The organism is Embleya sp. NPDC056575, assembly GCF_042793325.1.
Taxonomy (GTDB): domain Bacteria; phylum Actinomycetota; class Actinomycetes; order Streptomycetales; family Streptomycetaceae; genus Embleya.
In genome coordinates this window covers 67,333-91,314 of record NZ_JBHTVA010000002.1, presented here as the reverse complement: position 1 = coordinate 91,314, position 23,982 = coordinate 67,333, and the positions used below count along the sequence as shown (strand labels likewise).

19 protein-coding genes are annotated in these 23,982 nt (G+C 71.4%); 8 read left to right on the top strand and 11 right to left on the bottom strand.

Annotated elements, in window-relative coordinates:
• Positions 1–120: 120 nt before the first annotated feature.
• From ACFRCG_RS01725 to ACFRCG_RS01715, 3 genes are all read left to right on the top strand, one after another.
• Positions 121–543 (top strand): SgcJ/EcaC family oxidoreductase, encoded by a 423-nt coding sequence (locus ACFRCG_RS01725; protein ID WP_380027597.1) that lies wholly within the window; start codon positions 121–123, stop codon positions 541–543.
• A 145-nt stretch (positions 544–688) separates the two neighbouring features.
• Entirely contained in the window at positions 689–952 is a 264-nt protein-coding gene (locus ACFRCG_RS01720; RefSeq protein WP_380027595.1) for a hypothetical protein, read from the top strand.
• A 133-nt stretch (positions 953–1,085) separates the two neighbouring features.
• Positions 1,086–2,414, top strand: a complete 1,329-nt coding sequence (locus ACFRCG_RS01715; protein ID WP_380027593.1) for an aromatic acid exporter family protein — start codon at positions 1,086–1,088, stop codon at positions 2,412–2,414.
• A gap of 68 nt (positions 2,415–2,482) precedes the next feature.
• Here ACFRCG_RS01715 and ACFRCG_RS01710 read toward each other — a convergent pair whose 3' ends face one another.
• Complete coding sequence (locus tag ACFRCG_RS01710; protein WP_380027945.1) at positions 2,483–4,795, bottom strand: HelD family protein; 2,313 nt, start codon at positions 4,793–4,795, stop codon at positions 2,483–2,485.
• A 179-nt stretch (positions 4,796–4,974) separates the two neighbouring features.
• A complete protein-coding gene (locus ACFRCG_RS01705) occupies positions 4,975–5,595 on the bottom strand; it encodes an L-threonylcarbamoyladenylate synthase (protein WP_380027591.1) in 621 nt (206 codons plus the stop codon).
• A gap of 283 nt (positions 5,596–5,878) precedes the next feature.
• On the opposite strand from ACFRCG_RS01705, the gene ACFRCG_RS01700 reads away from it, so the two are divergent.
• The 3 genes from ACFRCG_RS01700 (at position 5,879) to ACFRCG_RS01690 (ending at position 8,787) form a co-directional block, all read left to right on the top strand.
• Positions 5,879–6,577 (top strand): hypothetical protein, encoded by a 699-nt coding sequence (locus tag ACFRCG_RS01700; RefSeq protein ID WP_380027589.1) that lies wholly within the window; start codon positions 5,879–5,881, stop codon positions 6,575–6,577.
• A 611-nt stretch (positions 6,578–7,188) separates the two neighbouring features.
• Positions 7,189–7,719 carry a pyridoxamine 5'-phosphate oxidase family protein gene (locus ACFRCG_RS01695; RefSeq protein WP_380027587.1) on the top strand — a complete coding sequence of 177 codons (531 nt, stop codon included), beginning with the start codon at positions 7,189–7,191 and terminating at the stop codon, positions 7,717–7,719.
• A 108-nt stretch (positions 7,720–7,827) separates the two neighbouring features.
• The gene (locus ACFRCG_RS01690; RefSeq protein ID WP_380027585.1) at positions 7,828–8,787 is read left to right on the top strand and encodes an ROK family protein; all 960 of its coding nucleotides are present in this window, start codon (positions 7,828–7,830) and stop codon (positions 8,785–8,787) included.
• Positions 8,788–8,796: 9 nt separating this feature from the next.
• On the opposite strand, the gene ACFRCG_RS01685 is transcribed toward ACFRCG_RS01690, so the two are convergent.
• From ACFRCG_RS01685 to ACFRCG_RS01650, 8 genes are read right to left on the bottom strand one after another with little or no spacing between them, the layout of a single operon-like run.
• Positions 8,797–10,347, bottom strand: a complete 1,551-nt coding sequence (locus ACFRCG_RS01685) for a GMC oxidoreductase (RefSeq protein WP_380027583.1) — start codon at positions 10,345–10,347, stop codon at positions 8,797–8,799.
• Between the two features lie 56 nt (positions 10,348–10,403).
• Entirely contained in the window at positions 10,404–11,876 is a 1,473-nt protein-coding gene (locus tag ACFRCG_RS01680) for a GMC family oxidoreductase N-terminal domain-containing protein (RefSeq protein WP_380027581.1), read from the bottom strand.
• Positions 11,855–12,307, bottom strand: coding sequence for a hypothetical protein (locus ACFRCG_RS01675; protein ID WP_380027579.1), 453 nt, complete (start codon positions 12,305–12,307; stop codon positions 11,855–11,857). The genes ACFRCG_RS01680 and ACFRCG_RS01675 overlap by 22 nt, the downstream gene beginning before the upstream one ends.
• Positions 12,304–13,722: an aspartate aminotransferase family protein gene (locus ACFRCG_RS01670; protein WP_380027577.1), complete on the bottom strand. Its 1,419-nt coding sequence runs from the start codon at positions 13,720–13,722 to the stop codon at positions 12,304–12,306. Before ACFRCG_RS01670 ends, ACFRCG_RS01675 begins: the two co-directional genes overlap by 4 nt.
• Complete coding sequence (locus ACFRCG_RS01665) at positions 13,719–15,107, bottom strand: NAD(P)/FAD-dependent oxidoreductase (RefSeq protein ID WP_380027575.1); 1,389 nt, start codon at positions 15,105–15,107, stop codon at positions 13,719–13,721. Before ACFRCG_RS01665 ends, ACFRCG_RS01670 begins: the two co-directional genes overlap by 4 nt.
• Positions 15,104–16,078: a glycosyltransferase family 2 protein gene (locus ACFRCG_RS01660; protein ID WP_380027573.1), complete on the bottom strand. Its 975-nt coding sequence runs from the start codon at positions 16,076–16,078 to the stop codon at positions 15,104–15,106. Before ACFRCG_RS01660 ends, ACFRCG_RS01665 begins: the two co-directional genes overlap by 4 nt.
• 19 nt (positions 16,079–16,097) lie before the next feature.
• Positions 16,098–17,333 carry a DegT/DnrJ/EryC1/StrS family aminotransferase gene (locus ACFRCG_RS01655; RefSeq protein WP_380027571.1) on the bottom strand — a complete coding sequence of 412 codons (1,236 nt, stop codon included), beginning with the start codon at positions 17,331–17,333 and terminating at the stop codon, positions 16,098–16,100.
• 43 nt (positions 17,334–17,376) lie between these two features.
• Entirely contained in the window at positions 17,377–18,636 is a 1,260-nt protein-coding gene (locus ACFRCG_RS01650; protein WP_380027569.1) for a GNAT family N-acetyltransferase, read from the bottom strand.
• A 415-nt stretch (positions 18,637–19,051) separates the two neighbouring features.
• On the opposite strand from ACFRCG_RS01650, the gene ACFRCG_RS01645 reads away from it, so the two are divergent.
• Both ACFRCG_RS01645 and ACFRCG_RS01640 read left to right on the top strand, forming a co-directional pair.
• On the top strand, positions 19,052–19,363 hold the full coding sequence (locus ACFRCG_RS01645; RefSeq protein WP_126635094.1) for a hypothetical protein: 312 nt from the start codon (positions 19,052–19,054) through the stop codon (positions 19,361–19,363).
• Between the two features lie 132 nt (positions 19,364–19,495).
• Entirely contained in the window at positions 19,496–22,705 is a 3,210-nt protein-coding gene (locus tag ACFRCG_RS01640; RefSeq protein ID WP_380027567.1) for an amino acid adenylation domain-containing protein, read from the top strand.
• Between the two features lie 77 nt (positions 22,706–22,782).
• Here ACFRCG_RS01640 and ACFRCG_RS01635 read toward each other — a convergent pair whose 3' ends face one another.
• A complete protein-coding gene (locus ACFRCG_RS01635) occupies positions 22,783–23,940 on the bottom strand; it encodes a hypothetical protein (protein ID WP_380027565.1) in 1,158 nt (385 codons plus the stop codon).
• Positions 23,941–23,982 lie beyond the last annotated feature (42 nt).

Below are 23,982 nucleotides of genomic sequence, written 5' to 3'. Positions count from 1 at the left end.
TCGTCCGGGCGCGATGAGTTCGGATCCCACCGCCGGTATGTATCCGCGGAGCCACACACGACTCCCCGTGCGTCGCAGAGCGCGACGATCCGCGGCAGTACGACCGGAACGAGGGACACCATGACCGCGACCGCAAACCGCCCGCAAACCGCGGACGAGACCGCCGTCCTCCAGGTTCTCGAGGGCGTGTACGACGCCTGGGACGCGCACGACGCCGACGCGTTCGTGGCCGACTACACCGAGGACGCCTGCGCGATCCTGCCGGGCTCCTACCGCCCGTCCCGCGAGGACGTCCGCCGGAGCATGGCGGCCAGCTTCGACGGCTTCCTGAAGGGCTCGACGACCGACAACAAGGTATTGAACATTCGCTTCCTCAACGACGACGTCGCCCTCGTGGTCAGCGAGTCGAAAGTCGTCTTCCCGGGCGAGACCGAGGCACCGGCCGACCGCGCCGCGATCGCGACGTGGGTCCTGACCCGCCGGGACGGCAGGTGGCTGCTCGCGTCGTACCAGAACTCCCCCGCCGTCGTGACCATGGGCTGACCACGGCAACGGCGACGCGGGACACCTGACCGCGGGACGTTCCCGCCGCGTACCCCACCCGGGTACGCGGCGGGCGGCGGCCTCGGCGGCGGGCGGGACGGCCGCCTCGCCGGCGCGATCCCGTCGATCGACGCAGACTCGAAGAATGGAGATCCACCAAGCGCACGGCCACGTGACGCTCCCCGACCGCGACGACGTCGAGGTCACGCTCGACCTTTACGACTGGCCGATCGACGGTGACACCCTCCCCCACAGGTGGACCGCCGTCATCGACGGCCCACCCGCCCTGGCGGCGGGCGTGGAGGGCGTCCTGCACCTCGACACCGAGCCGACCGCCCTCGGCCACCGCTTCGTCGTCGTAGCCGGCGGCGACCACACGACCCGACTCCTCGGCCGAGACCCCCGCTGACCCACCCCACCGAACCGGCGACCCGCCCGTCGCCTGGGGTCGGGGGACAGGTGTGACGGTCGCGGACAGGGCATACGTGGGGGATCGAAAGATCACCGTCCGACCGCGTGGAGCACGTGGAGAAGGGAGCCGAATGCCGTCCGACGTCGATCTCTCGGCGGCGCTGTCCAGGGTCAAGGAGAGCGAGACCTCGCTGGTCGCGCAGGTGCTGCGGACCACTGTGGCGGCGGTGACCTCGTACGTCGCCGCGCTGCTGTTGACCGGCCCCGATCCACAGCCGATCCTGTCCCCGCTCACCGCGCTCCTGGTGGTCCAGGTCACCTCGTACGCGACGTTCACCACGGGTGTGCAGCGAGTGGCAAGCGTGGTGTCCGGGGTGCTGATCGCGGTGGTGTTCAGCGAGGCGGTCGGGCTCAACTGGTGGAGTCTGACCCTGCTGCTGTTGGCCTCGCTCGGTCTGGGGCACCTGATCCGGCTCGGCGATTCGATCAACGAGGTGGCGATCAGCGCGATGATCGTGCTGGGCGTCAGCCAGGTCGCCGACACCGCGTGGGACCGGATCGCGGAGACCCTGATCGGGGCCGCGGTCGGCATGGTGTTCTCCCTCGTCCTGGCGCCGCCGGTGCACGTCCGGCCCGCGAACGAGGCGGTGATGTCGGCCTTCGACGCGCTGACACGACTTCTGGACACGATGGCCCGGGAGATCGGCGACGACGTCAGCCACGACCGGGCGCACGGCTGGCTGGAGGAGGCCCGCCGGATCGACCGGGACATCGTGCGCGTGGACGCCACGCTGTCGACGGCCGAGGAGGGCACCCGGCTCAACCCGCGCGGCAGGCGGGCCACGGTGCGGGTGCTGGCGCTGCGCAGCGGCCTGGACACCGCCGAGATCAGCGCGGTGGCGCTGCGCATGGTGTGTCGGGCGCTGAGCGGGCTCTACGCGCGGGGTGAGCGCGGCGAGCCGGCGTACACCGAGATCCCGTTGGCCACCGCGCAGTCCCTGCGCAGCCTGTTCCACTCGCTCGCGGCGCTGTTCGCGGCGTACGGCCATCTGGTCGTGCTGCACGGGCGGGCGCTGCCGGAGGAGGCCGCCAGGGCCGAGAACACCCTGCGCGAACGACTGGCCGAGGCGCTGGTGGACCGCTCGCGCACCGAGGCGATCCTGCTCGCCGACTCGATCGAGAACCCGGATCGCTGGGAGCTGTACGGCACGCTGCTGACCGCCGTCGACAAGCTCGTCGACGAGACCCGCCCGGCGGGCACTCCGGGCGACCTGGCGCAGCGCATCGAGGAGCGGCGGCGGCGACTGGCCGAGGAGCGCCGGTTGCGGGCCGTGGTCGCCCGGCCCGGTCCGGTCCTGCGCGAGCGCATCCGGCGTGTGGTGGCGCCCACCGACCGCCTCCTCCGAGCCCCGCGCCGGCTGCCGCGGCCCCTGCGGCACACCCTGCGCCGCCGGACCTGACGGCCGAGGGCGCCGGGCGGGGCGCCGGCCACGCGCCGGTCGAGCCCGTGGCAGGCGCCCCGCCCCGGTCACCCCGCCTGGGCGAGGCCGGTGAGGCCGGGCGGCAGGTCGCGGGTGTGCACGACGCCGAGGCGTTGCGTCGCCCGCGTCAGGGCCACGTACAGGTCCGCCAGGGCGAACGCGGCCGGCTCCACGACGATCACCGCGTCGAACTCCAGGCCCTTGGCCTGCTTGGGGTCGAGCAGCACCAACGGCCGGGTCAGGTCCGGCTCGACGCCTCGCTCTGCGTGCGGGATCGCCGTCGCCAGCGCGTCGATCAACTCGCGCGGCGCGATCACGGCGACGCGGCCGTCGACCGGAACCCGCGCGTCGGCGCCGCCGGTCGCGTCCCCCTGGCCCGCCTCCGGGGCGACCCCTTCGTGCGCGACCGCCCACGCCACCGCCGCCGGCAGGTCCGCGGTGTGCCGCGACCACGGCTTGACGCCGGTCGAGCGCACCGAGTCCGGCGGCTCGAACGCGGGGTCGACGGCCCGCATGACGTCAGCCGCGACCTCCATGATCTCGGTCGGCGTACGGTAGTTCACGCCCAGCCGCACCCGCTCCCAGCGGCCCTCGACGAACGGCACCAGGATGCGCTCCCACGAGCCGCACCCGCCCGGCTCCGAGGTCTGCGCGGGATCGCCGACCAGGGTCATCGACCGGGTGGGGCTGCGCCGCATCAGCAACCGCCAGGTCATCGCGGACAGTTCCTGGGCCTCGTCGACCACGATGTGGCCGTACGCCCAGGTGCGGTCCGCCGCCGCGCGTTCGGCGGAGGTGCGGTGGTCGAGTTCCTCCTGACGTTCGGCGAGGCGTTCGGCGTCCACGAGGTCGTGGGCGCTCAGCACCTCGGACTCCTCGTCGTCGCGATCCTCGAACTCCTGGGTGCGCGAGCCGTACGACAGGTCGAGCACGCCCTGCGCGTACGCGATCCGCCGCCGGCGTTCGGCCGCCGCCAGGGCCTGCGCCAACGAGTCGTCCTCGCCCAGCAGTTCGGCGGCCTCGTCGAGCAACGGAACGTCGGCGACGGTCCATTCGACGGCGTCGCGGGTCCCGAAGACCGGGTCGTATCCGATCGGCCGGCGGATCGCCGCCGCGTCCTCGTCGGACAGGTAGACCGGTTCGGCGAGGTAGTCCGCGACCAGTTCCTGCGGCGTGAGGCGCGGCCACAGTTCGTCGATGGCCGCCTGTACGGCCGGACTCTCGGCGACCGACATCGACAACTGCGCGATCTCGTCCGAGCCGAGGAAGTTCGGCCCGCCGAACGGGTCGGCGCCGAGCCGGTCCACCAACTGCCCGGTCAGGCCGTCGATCACGCGCGACGCGAACGCCGGGCGGGCGAGGTTGTGCGGCAGCGGCGTCGCCCGCGCCCTGCTCCGGGCGGCCTCGGTGATCGCCGCGTCGAGGTACAGGTCGCCGTCGTCGTGCTCGATGAACAACGGCGTCTCGGGCACGGTCTGCCGATCGGCCACGAAGCGGCGCAGCACCTCGGCCATCGCGGCGCGGCCCTTGACCTCGGCCGCCTCCGGGGTGTCGACGGCGGTGGCGGTCACGCCCGGGAACAGCTCGCCCGGGGTGGCGAATTGCACGCCCGTCTCGCCGAGCGAGGGCAGTACGTCCTCGATGTAGCCGAGGAAGGCGGGGTTGGGGCCGACCACGAGCACGACGCGGCGGGTCAACTGCTCGCGGTTCGCGTACAGCAGGTACGCCGCGCGGTGCAGCGCGACGACGGTCTTGCCGGTGCCCGGGCCACCCTCGACCACGAGCACCCCGCCGTGCGGCGCACGGATGATCCGGTCCTGCTCGGCCTGGATCGTCTGCACGATGTCGTGCATGCGCCCGGTGCGGGCCGCGTCGAGCGACGCGAGCAGCACGGCGTCGGCGTCGGATCCCTCGAAGCCGGTACGGGTGGCGTCGGTGAGGTCCAGGATCTCGTCGTGCAGCGCGGTGATCCGGCGCCCGGACGTGGTGATGTGCCGCCGGCGCCGCAACCCCATCGGGGTGTGCCCGGTCGCCAGATAGAACGGCCGGGCGACATCGGCACGCCAGTCGATGACCAACGGCGTGTGCTCGGCGTCGTCGCGGCGGATACCGATACGTCCGATGTGATGGTCGGCGCCGTCGCGGAACAACAATCGGCCGAAACACAGGCCGTTCGCACCGGCGTCCAACGCGGCCAGCAGACCCGACTGCTCGAAGACCGCGATGTCCCGCTCGACGCGTGCCTGCCGGGTGCCGTCGTGCTCGCGCCCGAGCGCGCTCTTGACGGCGACCTCCGTCCGGGCACGCAGGTCCGCGAGGTGCGCGTACAGCACATCGACGAATTCCTGCTCGTGTCGCAATTCGGCGTTTGACAATTCGACTCCCGGACGGATATCATGTCGTCATTGAGCTTTCCGAATACCATTCCGAATCGGTATTCAGAACCACCAAATATACCTCGCGAAAAGCCCCGGACGTCAAGTCGTCCGGGGCTTTTCCGTGTGCCGCCCGGTCCGCCGCCGGGGCGGCCGGGGCGCCGCTACTCGAAGCGCGCGGTGTCGCCCGCCCCGCGGCGGACGATCTCGGCCTCGTCGCTGGAGAAGTCGATGACGGTGGTCGGCTGGGTGCCGCAGTCGCCCGAGTCCACCACGGCGTCCACCACGTGGTCGAGCCGTTCCTTAATCTCCCAGCCCTGCGTCAGCGGCTCCTCCTCGCCGGGCAGGAGCAGCGTGCTGGACAGGATCGGCTCACCGAGTTCGGCGAGCAGGGCCTGGGTGACGACGTGGTCGGGAATCCGCACGCCGACCGTCTTCTTCTTCGGATGCAACAGCTGCTTCGGCACCTCCGACGTCGCACGGAGGATGAAGGTGTAGGGGCCGGGAGTCGACGCCTTGATCGCCCGGAACACGTCGTTGTCCAGGTGCACGAACCGGCCCAGCTGGGCGAAGCTCTCGCACACCAGGGTGAAGTGGTGCCGGTCGTCCAACTCGCGGATCGCGCGAATCCGGGCGATGCCCTCGCGGTTGCCCAATTGGCATCCCAGTGCGAAACAGGAATCCGTCGGGTACACGACGAGCGACCCTCCGCGGATCAGGTCGACCACACTGCCGATGGTGCGTTGCTGGGGGTTCTCGGGATGCACATCGAAATACTTCGCCATGCGCAGACCCTACGGCGGCCGGGCCCCGCCCCCGACCAAAGCCCACCGACCGACGGCGACCGTTCCGTCGGAGGTCGAGGGGCGTGGGGCTTGTGCGGCGTCACTTGTGGGGCCCGCCGCACGGTCCGAGGCGTAGCAATCCGGTGACATGGCGGGACCCGATTCGTCGAGTGTTCCGGACTAACGTCGATCTTGCACGGCGCGCCACCGTCTCCCGTCCCGACACCGGAGGCAGTGGGCAACGTGCGCGTCCTCGACACCAATTGCTCGGGAGAACAATCGCATGTCCCTCGTAACGACCCGCCGTACGAACACCGTCCGTACGCTGGCCGGCACCATGCTGGCGGCGGCTCTGCTGATTCCCACCGCAACGGCGTGCAACTCGGACGACAAGGACAAGACCACCGCGCCGGCCGCCACGGCCAAGGCGGGCGACAACACCCCGCCGCCCGTCCCGGCCACCCCGCCCGCGACGGCCGCCACACCCAACGGGCCCGGCACGAGCGCGCCGGGCGGTACGACCAAGCCGAAGACCGGCACCCCGCCGGCCACGGCGCCCAAGGGCGGCTCCTCGAGCGGGGGCAAGACCCTGGTGGACGGTAGCACCGCCCAGATCGAGAACCTCGGCGCGCAGCGCTACCGTGCCAAGATCGTCAACGGCGGCCAGGTCCTCGCCACGCTCGAAACCAATGACAAGGACGCCGGGCTCGACGCCAACGGCATGTTCGTCGTGCTCTCGATGGACGGCACGATCCACTCCTGGATGGGCGGCGAACACACCGGTCCGGGCACCTTCCAACTCCCCGGCGGCTGGACGGCCGAGGTCACCAAGGTCGGCGAACTCCGGTTCCGTGCGCGGATCCTCGGCAACGGGGGCGCGGACTACGGCACATTGGAGGCGAACCAGCACGACGCCGGCGCGGTCGCCAACGGCATATACATCGTGCTGAGCGCGGGCGGCGAGATCAGCGCCCACGAGTAGAACCCCGCCGGTCGCACGGCGCGATGGTGGAGCCACCCCGGCTGCTCCGCCCCCGCACAGACGCGAACGTTCGATCGGCAACGCCCCCCTTGCCGAACGGGCCCGAAATCCGCTGCGAACCGGCCTGGCAATCGGCCGCCCACGCGGTGCCATGGACATGTGAGCCTGCGCGCCGGGACTTCGGGTCCGGCGCCGACCGTCACCACCGGGCCCGGCGGGAGTTGCATCGCAACCTGCAACGCAACCTGCAACGAGAGCTGCAACGCGAGCTGCAACATGAGCCGCTACGGGAAATGGGACGAAGGCTGCGACGTGAGCTGCGACGGGAGCCCCGACACCGCGACACATCCGGACACCCAGAGTAGTCACTCTGATACGGATCGTCGCCGACGCCACGCCCATCCTGTGGGAGTTTTACACGCCGCCTCGGAATTCGGCCGTTCGACCGCCGCCCCTTGATCGATTGCACAATGCACGGGAACGGAGCGGAAGCGTTCCGGATTCCACGACCTCGGCAGGCTTATGGCGATACGCGCCCGTTGTTAGAGTGACACGGTAAACGCAGCGAGCCGGGCGGGGATTCTCTTCGCCTGATCAGCCGACCGACGGAGGTGCACGTGTCGTTGTCCGATGAGGATCTTCGAGTCATCGCCGGAGACGTTCTGCGATCTGTTCGCTATCTCACCCTGGGGACCGCCTCTCGGAGCGGTGAATCGTGGATGACCCCATTGGCGCACGCCTGGGACTTCGAGGACCACTTCTACTGGATATCGGCCGCCGACTCCCGGCACTCGCGCAACATCGACGAGAATCCGGCCGTTTCGGTGCTGGCCTACGACCTCGGCACGACCGGGACGGACCAGGCCCTGTTCGGCAGCGGAACCGCCCGACTGCTGACCGACGACGAGGTCGCCGAGGGCTGCGCCGTCTATTACGAGCGGCGCTACCCCGACCCGGAGGTGCGGGTCAAGCGCGAGCGCCCGGCGGAGGACTTCCGCGGGGCGTCGCCCAATCGGCTGTACCGCGCCCGCGTCGACGCCTACTCCCTGCTGCACCCGGACGGCCACCCCGTACACGGTGGCCTGGTCAGTCACCGCGTGACCATTCCGTTCAGCACCGCGCGGCTGCGACCCGCCGACTGAGCAACCGGACGAATCGGGCGCCCGGGCGGCTCGGGCGCCTTGTATCGTGACGCTCTCGGGGACGCGCGGGTGGGCCGGGACGGCCGCCCCGAGTGAGGAGTCGCGGTCGTGCGGACGTATGCCGGCGAGGACGTCGTGCTCGGTCTCGACCTCGGAGGCACCACCTTCAAGTCGGCGCTGATCGGCCGCGACGGCACCCACGAATTCGTCGGCCGGCACCGCAGCGGGCGCGAAGTGGGCCCCGACGCCGTAGTGGACCACGTGCTCGACCACGCCGCCGCCTCGGTGGCCGAGGCGACCCGGCGCGGCGCCGTGGTGCGCGCCGTCGGGGTCGCCGCCTGCGGGGTGGTGGACGAGGCGGCGGGCGTGGCCGTGTTCTCCTCCGCCTTCCGGTGGCGGGACGTGCCGCTGCGCGACCGGGTGGCCGAACGGCTGGGCCTGCCGGTGGTGCTCGGGCACGACGTGCGCGCCGGCGGTGTCGCCGAGGCCCGCCTCGGCGCCGGCGTCGGCCACGACGTCTTCCTGTTCGTGCCGATCGGTACCGGCGTGGGCGCGGCGATCATGATCGGCGGACGGCCGTTCGTCGGCGCGCACTGGCGGGCCGGCGAGATGGGCCACACGATCCTGCGGGCGAACGGCCGCGCCTGTGGCTGTGGTCAGCGCGGATGCGTGAGCACCGTGGTCGGCGGGCCCGCCATCGCCCGCCGCCATCGCGAGCTCGCGGACCCCGGCGACGGGTCGGCCGTCGATGCCGCCGACGTCGCGCGTCTGGCGGCCGAGGGCGACGCGGTCGCCACCCGGGTGTGGTCCGAGGTGATCGACGGCCTGGCCGACACCTTGCTGGCGTCCGTGACGATGCTCGATCCCTCCGCCGTCGTGCTGGGCGGGGGGATCGGGCGTTCGGGTGACCTGCTGCTGCGCCCGTTGCGCGCGGCACTCGAACGGCGGCTGACCTTCCAGGTGCCGCCGCAGCTGCTAGGCGCGCGCTTCGAGGACGAGTCGGGCTCGTTGGGCGCCGGTCTGCTGGCCTGGGACCTCCTGGCCGGCGATCCCCCGTCCGACGCCTGATACCCGCCCTCACCCGGCGAGTTCGCCGTCCGCGGCGATCCGGAAGGCGTTCGCCGCGATGGTCAGGCCCGGGTTCACCGCCGCCGAGGACGGGAACACCGCGCCGTCGGCCACCCACAGATTGCTCAGCTCGTGCGCCTTGCCGTAGGGGTCGACGACGCTGGTGGCCGGGTCCTCACCCATCACCGCCGTACCGCATTGGTGGGAGTTGACCGCGACGCCCATGCGTCGGGTGAAGACCATCGGGTACCCCGATCGCCGCATCGCGTCCGTGGTGCGCCGCACCAGTTCCCGATGCGGCGCCAGGTTGTTCGGCGACCAGTGCACGACCACCCGATCCGCCCCGTCGACGGTGATGCGATTGTTCGGCGTGGGCAGGTCCTCGCTGGTGAGGTACAGGTCGACGCTGTGCGCGGCCAGCGCGCCGAGGATCGGCGCCGGTACCCGATCCCCGAGCACGCGGGCCATCGGGGCCTGGAGCTTCCCGAGCGTTTGTACATTGCCCAGCGGCCCGTGCGGACCCTCGTCGCGATACCAGTCGTTCCAGCCGAGGGTCTTCTGGAAGACCGTGTCGTTGCGGCGGCGCGGGTCGACCGCGACCACGAACGTGCTGTTGTGCACCATGTAGTTGCGGCCCACCCGCCCCGAGCCGTCGGCCAGGCCGCGCCCCGACCCGGACCCGGACCGCAGGAGCAACGCGGCGGTATTGACCGCCCCGGCCGCCAGCACGAACCGTTCGGCCACGACGCGCAGTTCCCGGCCGTCCCGGGTGGCGACGGCCTCGGTCACCCGGGTGCCGCTCGGGTCGGTGCGCAGCCGTACGACCGTGGTGCGGGTCAGGAGTTCGACGTTGCCGGCGGCCAGCGCGGGGCGCATCGCGCACACGTCGGCGTCGCTCTTGGCGTCGAGCAGGCACGGGAACCCGTCGCAGGTGGCACAGCGCACGCAGCCTCCCCCGGTACGCAGATCCACCCCGATCGGCATGTCGAACGGCGCCAGTCCCTGGCCGCGCAGGGAGTCGGCCAGTTCCGCGACGGCGGGTTCGTGGGCCACCGCGGGAAACGGGAAGTCACCCGACCGCCACGGCTCGGTGGGGTCCTGCCCCGGCGTGCCGTGCACCCGGTAGACCCGCTCCGCGCGGGCGTAGTGCGGCTCGATGTCGCGATAGTCGATCGGCCAGGCCGGGGAGACGCCCTCGTGCAGGTCGACCGCACCGAAGTCCGTTTCCCGAAATCGCGGCAGTGTGGCTCCGTATACCTTGGTGTTTCCGCCCACGTAGTAGTGCACGCCGGGTCGGAAGGGCCGGTTCCTGCCGTCGTACCAGCATTCGCCGTTGCGATAGCGGCCTTGCGTGAAAACGGCTTTCGGCGACCAGTTCTCGTATTCGCGCGGCAGGAAGTCCCCCCGCTCGATCACCGTGATCCGGGCCCCGAGATCACGCAGCGCGTAGGCGAGTGTCGCGCCTCCCATGCCGGAGCCGATGATCGCGATATCGCACCGAATCTCCTCGGAACGCGGTTCGAGCAGGCCGGGCAGCTGTGCGGGAGGGATATTCGACACGTGGGTGATTTCCTTTCCCGGATTCCGCGTCGGGGCAATCTGGACAGTGGAGGCGGTCAGGGCAGCCCGGGCAGTGCCAGATACCTGGCGGTGATCTCCTGGGCGAACGCCATGATCGTCCCCTGCGGGCTCACCCCGGTCGCGCCGGGCAGCACCGACGCGTCGCACAGGTGCAGTCCGCGCAGGCCGTACGGTCGGCCGTATCCGTCGCACATCCCGCCGCGTTCGGGCAGGCCCATCGGGCACGACGCCATGGCGTGCACCGAGACCAGGTCCCAGCGCCTCGGGTCGGCTCGCCGGACGAACGCCTCCGCCTCCGCGACGGAGCGCAATACGCGCCGCTCGGGTGCGTACAGTTCGACCGCGCCCGCCGCGAACAGCACCCGCGCCGCCTGCCGCAGTCCGTACCGCAACAACTCCCGGTCGCCCGCCCGCAGATGATGCCGCAGGAGCAGGCCGCCGCCGGGCAACGCGGTGACGCGGACGCCGCCGGACACCCGGACCTGCACCGTGTACGTCCCGACGTGGTCGATGTCCGCGAGCAGCCGGGCCGGCACGTGCGGCGGATGCCCGATGAGGCTCGCGGCCAGGGTGCCGGGGGTGAGGTTGGCGGGCATGACCAGGATGCCCAGGTCGGCGAACTCGTGGAGCTGGGTGGTGAAGATGGTCCCGTCCCGGGCCACGACGGGATCGGCGAAGCGCGCGTTCACCCGCAGGTTGACGTGGATGGCGGTGTGCCGCCCGGCCCGGCGCGCGTGGATGCCGCTGCGTTGCAATAGGGCGGGTGTGCCCAGGGCGCCGGCGGCGAGGAAGACGACGTTCGGCCGGTAGGTCGCCCGCCGTCCCTCGGGGCCGACCGCGTATACCGCCGTGACGGTGCGTCCGTCGTGCCCGATGCGGACCGCGCGGATGCCGGCGTCGACGCGCGCGCCCCGCCGCCGGGCCTGCGGGAGGTAGGTGAGCGCCATGCTCTGCTTCGCCCCGGTCGGACAACCGGTGGCGCAGCGGTTGCTGTGTCGGCATCCGCGCACCGCGCGGCGGGCGTCCTGTCGGCGCCACCCCAGGGCGTCCGCGCCGACCGTGAGCAGTCGCGAGTCCCGGTTGGCCGGCGGCCGTTGCGTGTGCGTGATCACCGACAACCGGCGGGTGATCCCGCGCAGGTGTGCGTCGAGGTGTTCGGCCCGATATCCGTCGATGCCCGAGCGCAGCGCCCAGCGGTCGAGCAGGTCGGCGGGCGGGTGCCACAGCAGGCCGCCGTTGACGACGGTCGTGCCGCCGACACAGCGCCCCTCGCCGAAGGCGATCGTCGGGCGCCCGTGGATCGGGGACAGCCCCGCGTTGCGGTACAGCCGCCGCATGTTCTCGGCGGGCGACGCCGCGGCGATGTCCGCGACGGACACCTCGGGCCCCTCCTCCAGCACGATCGGTCGCCGGCCCGCGCGCGCCAGTTCCAGTGCGGCGACGGCCCCACCGGCGCCGGAGCCGATGACGAGGGCGTCGCAGTCGATCACCGCGGGTCGTTCGGCCATGCCGGCTCCCGGAGTTCGGTACGTGCGGCTCGCGCCGGCACCGCCGGCCGCACGCCGTCCAGCGCCCCGTAGCACGCGAGGGCGCCGGTGGTCCGCATCACGGTGCCCAGCACCGGCAGCCGTTCCAGCCGCGCCGCGCCCACCGACAGCACCTCCGCGGACGCGAGATCGAGCCGACGGCCCGTCACGAGCCGGAAGACGGACGGCACCAGGCGCAGCAGCACGCCGAACGCGGCCCGATAGGGCGGCGCCAGCGCGGCCAGGCTGCCCGCGACGTGCTCGTCGGCGAGCACGGCGGCCTTTGGCTCGCGCAGCGGCGGATACCGGACCGCCCACACGCGCGCCAGGCCGCTCGCCCGCAACGCCCGGGAGGTTCGCGCGAGGGCGCGCCGGCCCGCCGCCGGGTCGGGGGCGACGTCCCCGCCGCTCACGCGGTCACCCTGTCCTTCACGAAGGCGGTGACCAGCCGGGTGATGCCCTTGTCCAGGACCCGGTCCAGGGCGGTGAGGAAGAGGTCGATCTCCTCGTCCTCGGCGATCAGCGGCGGTGCGGCGATCAGCGGCAGTCCATGGTTGGAGCCGTAGTAGGTGAGCACGTCGTGGTCGTGGTAGAGCGCCGAGATCACCGCTCCGGTGACCAGCTTCGCGCGCAGTTGCGGGTCCCGGGCGAAGGGTCCGGGAAGCAGCCGCGTGACGCGGTCGAGGCGGGCCGGGCCGGCGTTGAGGAACACCCCGTGCAGCGCGCCGCGTCCGGCGGTCGCGGCGACGAGGCGGTGGTGTGTCTCGGCGAGTTTGGCCAGTCCGTTTCCGAGGCGTTCGCCGATGTGTCGGGCCCGGGCGGGGTAGTCGTCCTCGACCGCGATCGCGACGGCTTCCAGGGCGGTGACGGTCTCCTCGCCGAAGCCGTGGTAGGTGGTGCTGTGCAGGGTGGCGTCGGCGAGGTTGTCGTACGCGCTGCGGAAGACGTGTTCACGGGCCACGTAGCCGGAGATGGACGCCTTGCCGCCGCCGAAGGACTTGGAGGTGACGAGCACGTCGGGGATCAGGTCGCGGTGGCGCATGAAGTGGAACAGCGAGCCGGTGCGACCCCATCCGGTGAAGACCTCGTCGAAGACGAGCACGATGTCGAGTTCGTCGCACATTCGGCGCACCGCGCGCAGGAACTCCTCGGAGCACTCGCGCAGTCCGGAGGCGCTGAAGGGTTCGAGCACCACCGCGTACACGTCGCTGCCGCCGTCGCCGGTGCGGTGTCGGTCCAGGGCGAGGACGAAGGAGTCCACGTCGTCGTAGGCGAAGCGGTCGGTGCCGGGCAGGCTCGGGAAGGGGAAGTGGATCTCCGGCGACGCGGTGAGGCTGCCCGCGCCGAGGAGTTTGCCGTGGAAGGCGATGTCGGTGTGCAGCACCGTGCCCCGCCGGCCGCGGTGGTATTTGTACGCCAGTTTCAGGGCGCCTTCCACGGCCTCCGCCCCGGAGTTGGGGAAGTAGGCGATGTTCAGGTCGCCCGGCAGGAGCATCGCGAGGTTGTGGCCGAGCGCGGCGACGTACGGGGAGAGGTAGTTCTTGTGTACCTCCATGCTCTTGCGCTCGGCGAAGCGGCGGCGTGCGGCCAGGATCCGCGGGTGGTTGTGGCCGTGGTTGAGCACGCCCACCCCGCCGGTGAAGTCGAGGACGCGGCGGCCGTCGCGCAGGGTGATCCAGCAGCCTTCCGCGTGTTCCACGAGGTCGCGGCCGAATCCGAACGAGCCGATCAGGGTGACCTGGCTGCGGCTGACGTGGCGCCGGTGGAGATCGTGCACCTCGTCGATCGACAGGTGCTCGCAATCCTCGGCGTCGAGCAGTTCGCTCACGTCCCGTCTCCCGTTCGTAGACTGGCCAGACCGGTGCGTTCGTGGGCCCGCACCCGATCGGCGACGAGCCTGCCCGCGTTTCTGCCGTGTCGCACCGCGTAGTTGGTGCCGCGGTCCTCGGGGAAGACCTGCGCCATGCCGGCCATGTACAGGCCGGGTACCGCGCATTCCACGCCGGGCACGATCCTCGAGTAGTTCCGGGTGATCACCGGTTGTGCGTGATCCGCGCGCCAGACGTGGTAGCCGCGCACCCATTCGTCGCGAAAGCGCGGGAACATCCGGCGCAGGTGGGGCAGGCTGTACCGGAGGACCTCCTCGTCGCTCATCCGGTACAGCGCCGAGTCCTCGGGGAGGTATTTGGAGAGGTAGACGACGTGTCGGCCGCCGTAGTGGCCCGGATCGTCGAAATTGGTGTGCTCGATGACGCCGACGTAGGGGAACGTGGGGTCGGTGACGTTGAGCCAGTAGGTGTCGGAGAGCGCGTGGGTGTTCTCCAACACCAGGCAGATGTTCGCCAGGTAGGGGATGCTGCCCAACTGGCGGCGCAGCGCGGGTACGGCGAGGTGTTCGTCGTCCTGACCGGTCAGCATGTCGGCGAGCACGCTCGGCGCGGTGGTCACCAGCACCCGTCGGGCGCGGACCACTTCGTCGCCGACGCGGACCCCCGTGACACCGCCGTGGTCGACCAGGACGGCGGAGACCGGGCTGTGCAGCCGCAGTCTGATGCCCAGTTCGCACAGTCGGGGCCGCCAGGCGTCGAGCAGAGCGCCGCAACCTCCGCGCAGGTAGTGCAGCATCTCGCGTCCGGATCTGCTGCGGCTGCCGCCGCGAAGGTGCAGTTTGGTCCACATCCATGTGGCCCCGACCTGGGGGGCGTAGGCGCCGAACTTGCCTTCCAGGAGTGGTTGCCATACCAGGTCGAACACCCGGCGTCCGCCGATGCGCACAAGCCATTCCTCGGCGGTGAGCGCTTCGAGTTGGCGCCAGTGGCGTACCCGCGCGGCGCGCATCACCATCAGTCCCAGGCGCACCCGGTCGGCGGGCGGCAGCGGGGCGAAGCGCAGCACGTCGAGCGGGCTGGACAGGCGGTGGATGGTGTTTGCGTGGTAGAAGCCGGTGCGGGCCGGCCGGCGCTCCACCAGGTGACCGCGGCCGAGTTCGGCGCACAGCCGGAACATGTCGTGATCGGACTCGAACCAGTGGTGGTAGAAACGTTCGAGTTGTCCGTCGCCGACGTCGAAGGTGCCGGCCAGGCCGCCGATGCGGTCGTCCGCCTCGACGATCAGGGTTTTCAGACCCGCGAGTCCCAGTTCGTGCGCGGCGGCGAGGCCGGTGAATCCGGCGCCGACGACCACCACGTCGAAGCGGGTGTCGTCGCGGCTCACGACGCCTGCTCCTCGGGTTCGGCGAGCGCGGTCACGGGGGTGACCGCGTGTTGCCGGTCGCGCCGGGCGACCACGTAGGACGGGCGGCCGCGCGTCTCGTGGTGGACCAGGCGCAGATATTCGCCCAGCACGCCCAAGAGCAGCGCTTCGCCGCCGAAGGTCCACGCGGCGACCGGCATCGGCCGCCGACGCACCGCGGAGGTGAGCGCGACGCCGCCGAGCCAGGCGACGCCGACGGCGGTCGGGAGCCGGGCGGGCGTGGCCGTGCAGGTCATCACGCCCCGGTGGGACAGGCTCGCCATCTTGCGCAGCGTGTACTTGGATCGGCCGGCCGAGCGCGGGGCCCGCCCGTATTCGATGCTGGTCTCGGCGAAGCCCGCCCAGCCCACGAGTCCGCGCAGGAAGCCCGGGTCGGCGGACAGTTCGGTCAGGGTCTGCACGACCGAGCGGTCGAGCAGGCGGAAGTCGCCGGTGTCCAGGGCGATGGGGTGGTCGGCGAGGGACTTGAGCAGTCGGTAGTAGACGTAGGCGGTGGCGACCTTGAAGCGGGTGTCGCCGGGCCGCGCGACGCGGCGACCGGAGACGACGGGCCAGCCCTGGCCCCAGCGTTCGACCATCGCGGGGATCAGTTCGGGCGGGTCCTGGAGGTCGGCGTCGAGGGTGACCACGGCGTCCCCGCGGGCCTCGCGCAGTCCGGCCATCATGCCGGGCTGGTGGCCGAAGTTGCGGGTGAGTTGCACGAGTTGCACGTGGTTGTCGGTGCGGGCCAGGGAGGTCAGGACGTCCCAGGTGTGGTCCCGGCTGCCGTCGTCGACGAAGACGATCTCGTGGTCGTATCCGTCGAGTGCCCGCATGACGGTGGAGATGCGGCGATGTGCCTCGACGACCACCTCTCCCTCGTTGTAGCACGGCACCACCACGCTGATCAGCGGCGTGTGCGGCGCGGGTCCGTCCGCCTTTCGCTGCGACACGGTGCGGACTCCTTCCGGTTCAGCCCAGGACGGCGTCGCGCGTCGCCCGGAACTTCTCGGCGGCGGCTGCGACGTCGTGCGGGCGGCTGAAGACGTCGACTCCGAAGTCGGCTCCCAGGTAGGTGTCGGTCAACCCCACCGTCAGGGCCAGGGACCTGCTCAGGACGTCGTCGGTACGGGGCAGCGCGCCGGGGCGGTAGGTGTGTCCGCGGGCCGGGGGTTCCACCGGGCGGAAGGGGCAGGACGGGTGGTCGGGATCGGCCAGGGCCCGCAGTTCCGGCAGACCCCCGTAGTGGTGTTTGGGCGAGTGCAGCAGGGTCTTGGAACCGAGCCCGGAGGCGACCTCCTCGGCGGCCTCACAGTCGTCGAAGACGTAGACCGCGACGGTGGCGCAGTCCCCTTCGGCGTCGTGCAGGACCCGTTCGGCGACGCCGTCGCGGGTGCCGATCGCGTCGGTGAGGTCGCGTTTGAGCGCGCGGGTGCGGGCCAGGACGTCGTCCAGGCGCGCCAGTTGCGCGCGCGCCACCGCCGCGCCGAACTCGCCCATCCGCAGGTTGAGACCCAACAGCACGTCGCCGGGACCGGTTTCGCGCGCGTAGGGGAACCAGCCGTGGTGGTGGAAGGAGTAGGCCCGCTGGAACGTGGCTGCGTCGCGGGTCAGCAGGAGACCGCCGTCGCCGCCGGTGACGACCTTGAAGACGTTGAGCGAGAAGGCCCCGGCCTCGCCGATGCCGCCGAGCGGGCGGCCGCGGTGGGTGCCGCCGCACGCCTGGGCCGCGTCCTCGATCAGGAGCAGGTCGTGCTCGCGGGCGATGCGGGTGAGGGCGTCCATGTCGCAGGAGGCGCCCAGCATGTGCACGGGCATGATCGCGCGGGTGCGCGGGGTGATCCTGGCGAGCACGTCCGCCGGGTCGAGGGTGAGCGATTCGTCGATCTCGGCGAGCACGGGCGTCGCGCCGCTGTAGGCCACGGCGGACAGGCAGGCGACGTACATGTATCCGGGGACGATCACCTCGTCCCCGGGTCCGATGCCGAGCGCGGCGAAGGCGGTCAGCAGCGCCGACGTGCCGCTGTTGACCGTCAGGCAGTGTGGGGACGCGAGCCGGCTCGCCGCCTCCCGTTCGAGCCGGCGGCACTGCGAGTCCTGTGCCACGGGTTGGGAGTGCACTCCGACCGTGTTCTGCCAGGCGTCGAGGACCTCCGCGATGTTGCGTCGTTCCTCGTCACCGAAGGACGCGTACCCGGGACCGGGCATGCGACCGCCTCCTCACGTCGTGTTCGTGGCCGGTGCGGTGGACTCAGAACACCGTCGGGCAAAACGGCGCCGGGTCGTGGTGGAACGCCCGGGTCGCGGCCCGGAGCGCACCCGCCCGGTGTTCCACCACCCGCCCGGCCGCGGCCAGTTGCGTCAACGAGGTGCCGCCGAGGTACACGGCACCCAACTCGCGTACGGTCAGGGCCAGATCGGCCGGGGCCGAGGTACGCGCGCACTCGGCCTCGTGCGTGCCGGTGCGCAGTCGCCAACGGCCCTCGTTCCACGGGCAGATCGGGTCGGCGACATCCAGCACCAGATCGACCTCGGCGCCGTATCCGCGTCCGGCGAGGGCACGTTCGACGTCCACCGGGCGGGTGTAGAGCTGATCGCGCGCGACGGGCGCGGCGCTGCGCGGGTCGTCGAGCAGGGCCAGGATCGCGTCGTCGACCGGGCGGTCGGCGATCACCGCGCCGCCGAGGTCGATGTCGAGCAGGGCCCGCCACAGACTCGCGTACGCGGCCGGGTCGTTCGCGAACAGCTCGCGGACGTGCACCTCGTAGCGCGGGTAGGAGTTCTCCCACCGGGCGGTCAGCGCGTAGAGGGCGTATCCCCTCGCCGGCTCGCCGTCGGCCCCGGCCAGCATGCACAACAGCCGTCCCGCGCCGCCGCGCCGCTCCGGCAGGTCGAGCACGGCCCGGCGCATCCAGGTGCCGTCGCGCCGGGGCATGCCCGGCCGCCCATCGATGGCGTGCTCGTAGATCCGGGTGATGTCCGCGCCGCATCGAGCCGGGTCCAGGACGCGCACGGACAACGGCGGGTCGGCGGCCGGGTCGGCGCCCTGGGCGGTCGACTCGCGCGAGGAGCGGGGTATTCGGATCCGGACGGCGCGGGTGGCGGAGCCGAATCCGAAGCGTCCGTAGATGGCCGGCTCCGTGGTGTGCAGCGCGACCACCGCCTCCTCGCCGCGGTCGTGCAGGCCGGCCAGGGTGCGCCTGATCAGGCCGCGCATCAGGCCGCGGCGGCGGTGCGTGGGGTCCACGGTGACGTAGCCGATGCCCGCGATCGGCTGCCGACCGCCCGGGACGCTCATGTCCAGCGAATACAGGGCGAGCGTGGCGCAGGTCTCGCCGGCGCGGTGCGCGAGCAGCGAGCGCTTCGGCTCGAATATGTCGCCGATGATTTTTCGATATTCCGGAACCGCGTCGTATCCGCCGTAGGCGAGGGCGACGACGTCGGCGAATTGGTCCCATGAATCCGGCGCACGAAAATCGTACCCGTCGACACGTGATCGGCTCTGATCCACAGGCAAAAACACCTCGCAGGCATGCGAAAGAGTTCGGGGTGCACGTGTCGGCGACGACCCGAACGGGAGAATTGCCGAATTGCGGCGGCCTACGGCCGACCGACCACCGAGTGATCTTTATCGACCGCCGGTTGATCTTTACAGGCCATCGGCCAACAATCATGCTTCACGCCGGGGCCTGCGACTGTCAAGGCTTGTCGAGGATTCGTTCGGGAAGCGACCGTGCGAGGTTCGCTACCGATCGATCGAGCAGAAATTGATCCTTCCGTTCCGGTGCTCCGGAATCGGAACAGATCATTCTGTCGAATTCCATGAAGATTGCCGGGGTGCCTTGTGATCTACGGAACCGATCGCTAACACTCGAACGCGACGCCGACGTGCGGATACGCGTCTTCGCTGCGACCGAGGAGATCACATGAGCAATCCGAGGTTTATCGCCGGCAACACCGCCATCGACGACTGGCAGCAGCACGTGGAGGAGGACAACGGCACCGGGATCTACATCGACGTGGACACCACCGCGGGCAACTTCTCGGAAACCCCGGTGTACACGGCGAATCTGTGCGGGCGCGACTCCATGTGGACCACCACCGGTGGAAATACCATTTACACGCCGACCGCCAAGGGCTTCCGCATCTACGTGCGTTGGCAGGATGGTCGGCCGCTGCCGGTGGAATACGCGGTGAGTCACGGCTGGTATATCAGCTGGGTGGCGACCGAGGTCTGATCCGGCGTTTCGAAATCACTGACGGGAAAGCCCTCGGCGACCCATCGGCGAGGGCTTTCCCATCTTTTTCGGCGTCGCGGCCGCCGCTTGTCACGAGTTGTTCGCACCCATGCGACAGGGGACTTCATCGACATGCAGAGGTTGCGCGAGACACAGGTTGCACGATTCCTGGGCCGAGCCGTCTCCCTCCCGCCCGACCGGACCGTCCTGGACCTCGTCGAGGATTGGGCATCGCGAGCCCCGCACGTCCCGGCCGTGGAATGTGCCGGCCGGGTCCTCGACTACGAGCACATGACCCGGATGGCGAGCGCGCTGGCCCGTGACCTGCACGAACACGGCACCGGACCCGGCGACCTCGTACCGCTCGCCGCGCGCAACGGCCTCGGCCTGCCGGTGGCCATGCTGGCCGTCCTCAAGACGGGCGCGGCGTTCGTGCCCCTGGACGCGACCTGGCCGGAGCAGCGGCTGCACGGCATGATCCGCGCGTGCGACCCGAAGGTCGTACTGTCCGTCGCCGGCCCGGACGCGGCGCGGGACGCGGGAGCCGGCACGAGCCGGGACGCCCGGCCGGCGTGGGGCGGCGACCGCGACGCCCCCGTGACCCTCGCGGTCGACCTCGACCGGCTCGGCGCCCCGACCGCCGACCGCTTCGGCCCGCCGGCCCGCCCCGACGACCTCGCGTACGGCTTCTACACGTCCGGGTCCACCGGTGTACCCAAGTGCGCCCTCAACACGCACCGCGGCCTGCTCAATCGATTCCTCTACATGACCCACCGGTTCGTGACCGAAGACCCGGAGCGGGTGCTCCAGAACAGCCGGCACACGTTCGACTCGTCGCTGTGGCAACTCCTGTGGCCGCTCACCCACGGCGGAAGCGTCGTCATCCCGGAACCCCGGGGCATGCTCGACCTCGCCGCCACCGTCGACGTGATCGCGCGGCATCGGATCACAATGACCGACTTCGTCCCGACGATCTTCAACAGCCTGGTCGAACTGCTGTACTCACAGCCGGAGTTGGTGCCACGACTCGGTTCCCTGCGGCGGCTGCTGATCGGCGGCGAGGAGATCAACGCACGCGCCGTGCGGCTGTTCCACGAGATGTTGCCCGGCGTCGCGCTGATCAACACGTACGGCCCCACCGAGGCCGCGATCGGGTCGGTCTTCCACGACGTGACCCGCGACCGGCGCAGTCCGCTGCCGATCGGCCGTCCCATCGACAACACGTGGGCGATCGTCCTGGACGAGCACAATCGGCCGGTCGCGCCGGGTGAGATCGGCGAGATCCACATCGGCGGCGAGTGCCTGGGCCTCGGCTATCTGGGCGATCCGCGGCGCACCGACGCGGCGTTCGTCGCGAATCCGTTCGCCGAGCTGCCCGGGTCGCGCATGTATCGCACGGGCGATCTCGGGCATCACGACGCGGACGGCGTGCTCTTCTTCGGCGGGCGACGCGACCAGCAGTTCAAGGTCGGCGGGGTGCGGGTCGAATCGGGAGAGGTGGAGCAGGCGATCGCCACGCACCCCCGCGTCCGCGAGGCGAAGGTGGTGGCGCACGAACACGGCGGCTCCACGTACCTGGCCGCCTTCGTCACCGTCGGCGGCGACACCTCGACCGACGACCTGATCCGCCACGCGCGCGCGACGCTCCCGGCCGAGTTGACCCCGAAACGCTTCGTGATCCTGGAGAACATGCCGCTCAACGGCAACGGGAAGGCCGATCGCGGCGCCCTGAAACGACTGCTCGACCGCCCGACGCAGGCCAAAGGCCCCGCCGCCCCGCTCCCGGTGGGCGCCCCCGGCGGCCCGACCCGGCCCCTGCCGACCGCGGAACACGCGCGGCGGGCACTGCTCGACCTGTGGGCCGAGGTGCTCCCGGAACCCGTCATACACGCCGACAGGGACTTCTTCGACAGCGGCGGCGACTCGCTCAGCGCCCAACGCCTCGCGCTGGCCATCGCGGCCCGCTTCCGGACCCGCTTCTCCGTACGCGACGTGGTCGCGGCCCCCACCGTGACGGACCAACTCGCGGCGCTGCGCGGCCGAACCGGATCGAACGGCAACGGAAACGGCAGCGCGAACGACAGCGAAAACGACACCGGCACCGGCACCGGCACCTCGACCGCCGCACGGCGGACCCGCCCGGGTCACGCCGAGCACTTCGGCCACGATCCGGTGCTCCCTCCGGACATCCGACTCCCGTACGCGCCGACGGAACCGCGCGTCGAGCACGTGCTGCTCACCGGGGTGACCGGCTTCGTCGGCGCACAACTGCTGTACGACGTGCTTCGCCTGCCCGGGGTCACCGCGTACTGCCTGGTCCGCGCCGACGACGCGGAATCCGCCCGCGGGCGCGTGGCGGACAACCTGCGCCACTACGGCCTCTGGCGCGACGAGCACGCCGAGCGCCTGCGCGTCGTGGTCGGCGACCTGTCCGCCCCGGGCCTGGGCCTGGACGACGCGGACGCGCGCCGCCTCGCCGAGCGTGTCGACACGATCGTGCACGCCGGCGCCCTGGTCAACCTCGTGCGCGGATACTCCGCGCATCGCCCGGCGAACGTCGAGGGCACCGTGGAGATCCTGCGGTTCGCCACGCGGAGCCGCCCCAAGGCGCTGCACTTCGTATCCACCCTGGCCGCGCGCGGTCGGGCGCCGGTCCCCGACGGCGCCGGTTCCCGGGCGCCCGAGGCGCCGTGGCCCGCCGCCGACGCCGCCACGACCGGGTACGGGCGGTCCAAATGGGTGGCCGAACAACTCGTCCTCCAGGCGGCGGAGCGCGGTCTGCCGACGGCGGTGCACCGGCTCGGCGAGGTCATGCCCGCGACCGACACGGGTGTCCCGAACACCGGTTCCCGCACGGACCTGTTGATCCGGGCGTGCCTGCGGGTGGGCGTGTACCCCACGAACGCGCTGCTCCTGGACTACACGCCCCTGGACACCGTCGGCGCGCTGCTGGCCGCCGCCGTGGCGCACCACGAACGCGGCTGGTTCCACCTCCTGCATCCCACGCCCGTGCAACTCGGCGGACTGCTGGGCGCGTTCGGCTCGGCCTTCGGACTGGAGCCGGTCGGTTACGAGACGTTCTGGGCGGCCCTGCACGACGCCTCGCTCGCCGCGCCCGGGGACCGCACCCTGGCGGGGGCGCTGGCCGTACTGCCGGCGCCCGACGGGGATCCGCAACCGCACCGAAATCGGCTGGCCGACGTGTTCCAGGACGGCACGGCGCTGTTCTCCGTCACCCGCGCCGAGCGGCTGGCCCGGCGGATCGGCCTGCGACCGCCCGTCATCGACGCGAACGTGTTCGACCGCTACGTCCACTACCACCGGATGTCGACGCGCTCGTGACGCGCCCGACGACCCACCGGGGACACCGGTGCGAGCCCCACCCACCGCCCGGGACCGGTCGGTGGGGCTCGGACACCTCAGCGGATGGCCCGCCCCGGCTTGCGCACCAGGACGTGGCCGGTGCCGGCCGCCGCGTACACCGGGGGACGCGGCCGGACCCACACGTGGGCGAACGGCATGTCGTAGGCGCCGACGGAGCCCACCAGGACCAGCTGCCCCGGGCGCAGCGACGAGGGGCCGTCGACGGCTCGGGCGAAGACGTCGCCCTCGTAGCAGTTGTTGCCGTACACCGCGTACGGCTCCCGCGCGGAATCGGCGGCGGGCACGCCCGGCGTATCGCCCGTGTCGTCGGGGCCCGAAGGCACGAACTCGATCGGGTGGTTGCGGGACTTCACCGTCCGGGCGAGATTGGTGCCGGCGTCCAGCACCAGCAGGTCGGGGCCCTGGGCGCGGCGTTTGCGGACGGCCACCCGGGCGACGAGCACGCCGTGTTCCTCCGCCAGGCTGCGCCCCGGCTCGACGACCAGGTGCACGTCCCGGGGCCGCAGCCCGAGCAGTTCGCACTCCTCGGCGACCTCGGCCGCGAACTCCGCCCACGGCGCCGCCGGATCGGCCGTGTCGGCGCGCGGTGGAAACCCGCCGCCGATATTCAGGACGAAGGGCTCCGGGGCGTCGTGGGCCAATTCCGGCAACGTCTGGCGCCACAGTCGTATCGCGGCGCGGTATGTCCGCGGGCCGCCGACCAGGGTTCCCACGCCCAGATGTACGCCCCGCACTCGCACTCCCGCCTCGGCCAGAATGTGCCGGGCCCGCGGCACCTCGTCGGGCATCAACCCGAATCGCGACCACTCCCCCGAATCGGTCCTGATGGCCAGGCGTAAACACACGCGCGGTCGTGGACCGCCCTCGGGAATCCAGGCGGCGACGTGTTCGATCTCCGCCGCCGAGTCGATCTGTACGCCGACCCCGAGGCTCAGCGCCCGGGTCAATTCCGCGGCCTGTTTCACCGGTCCGTCGAAGAGGATGCGATCGGGCGGGAAACCGTCGTTCAGGGCGGTTTCGAGTTCCGGGCCGGAGACCACTTCGGCCGCCGCGCCCAGTGCGCACAACAGCCGTGTGAACGCCGTCAGGGGATTGCTCTTGTAGGAATACGCCAGGGTGAACCGCGGAAACCACTCGCGCCATGCCCTGCCCATCGCCGAAAAATCCCGCTCGACCCCGTTCGGATCGACCACGTAAAAAGGTGTCGGTATTTCCCGGGCGATCCGCTCGGCCGC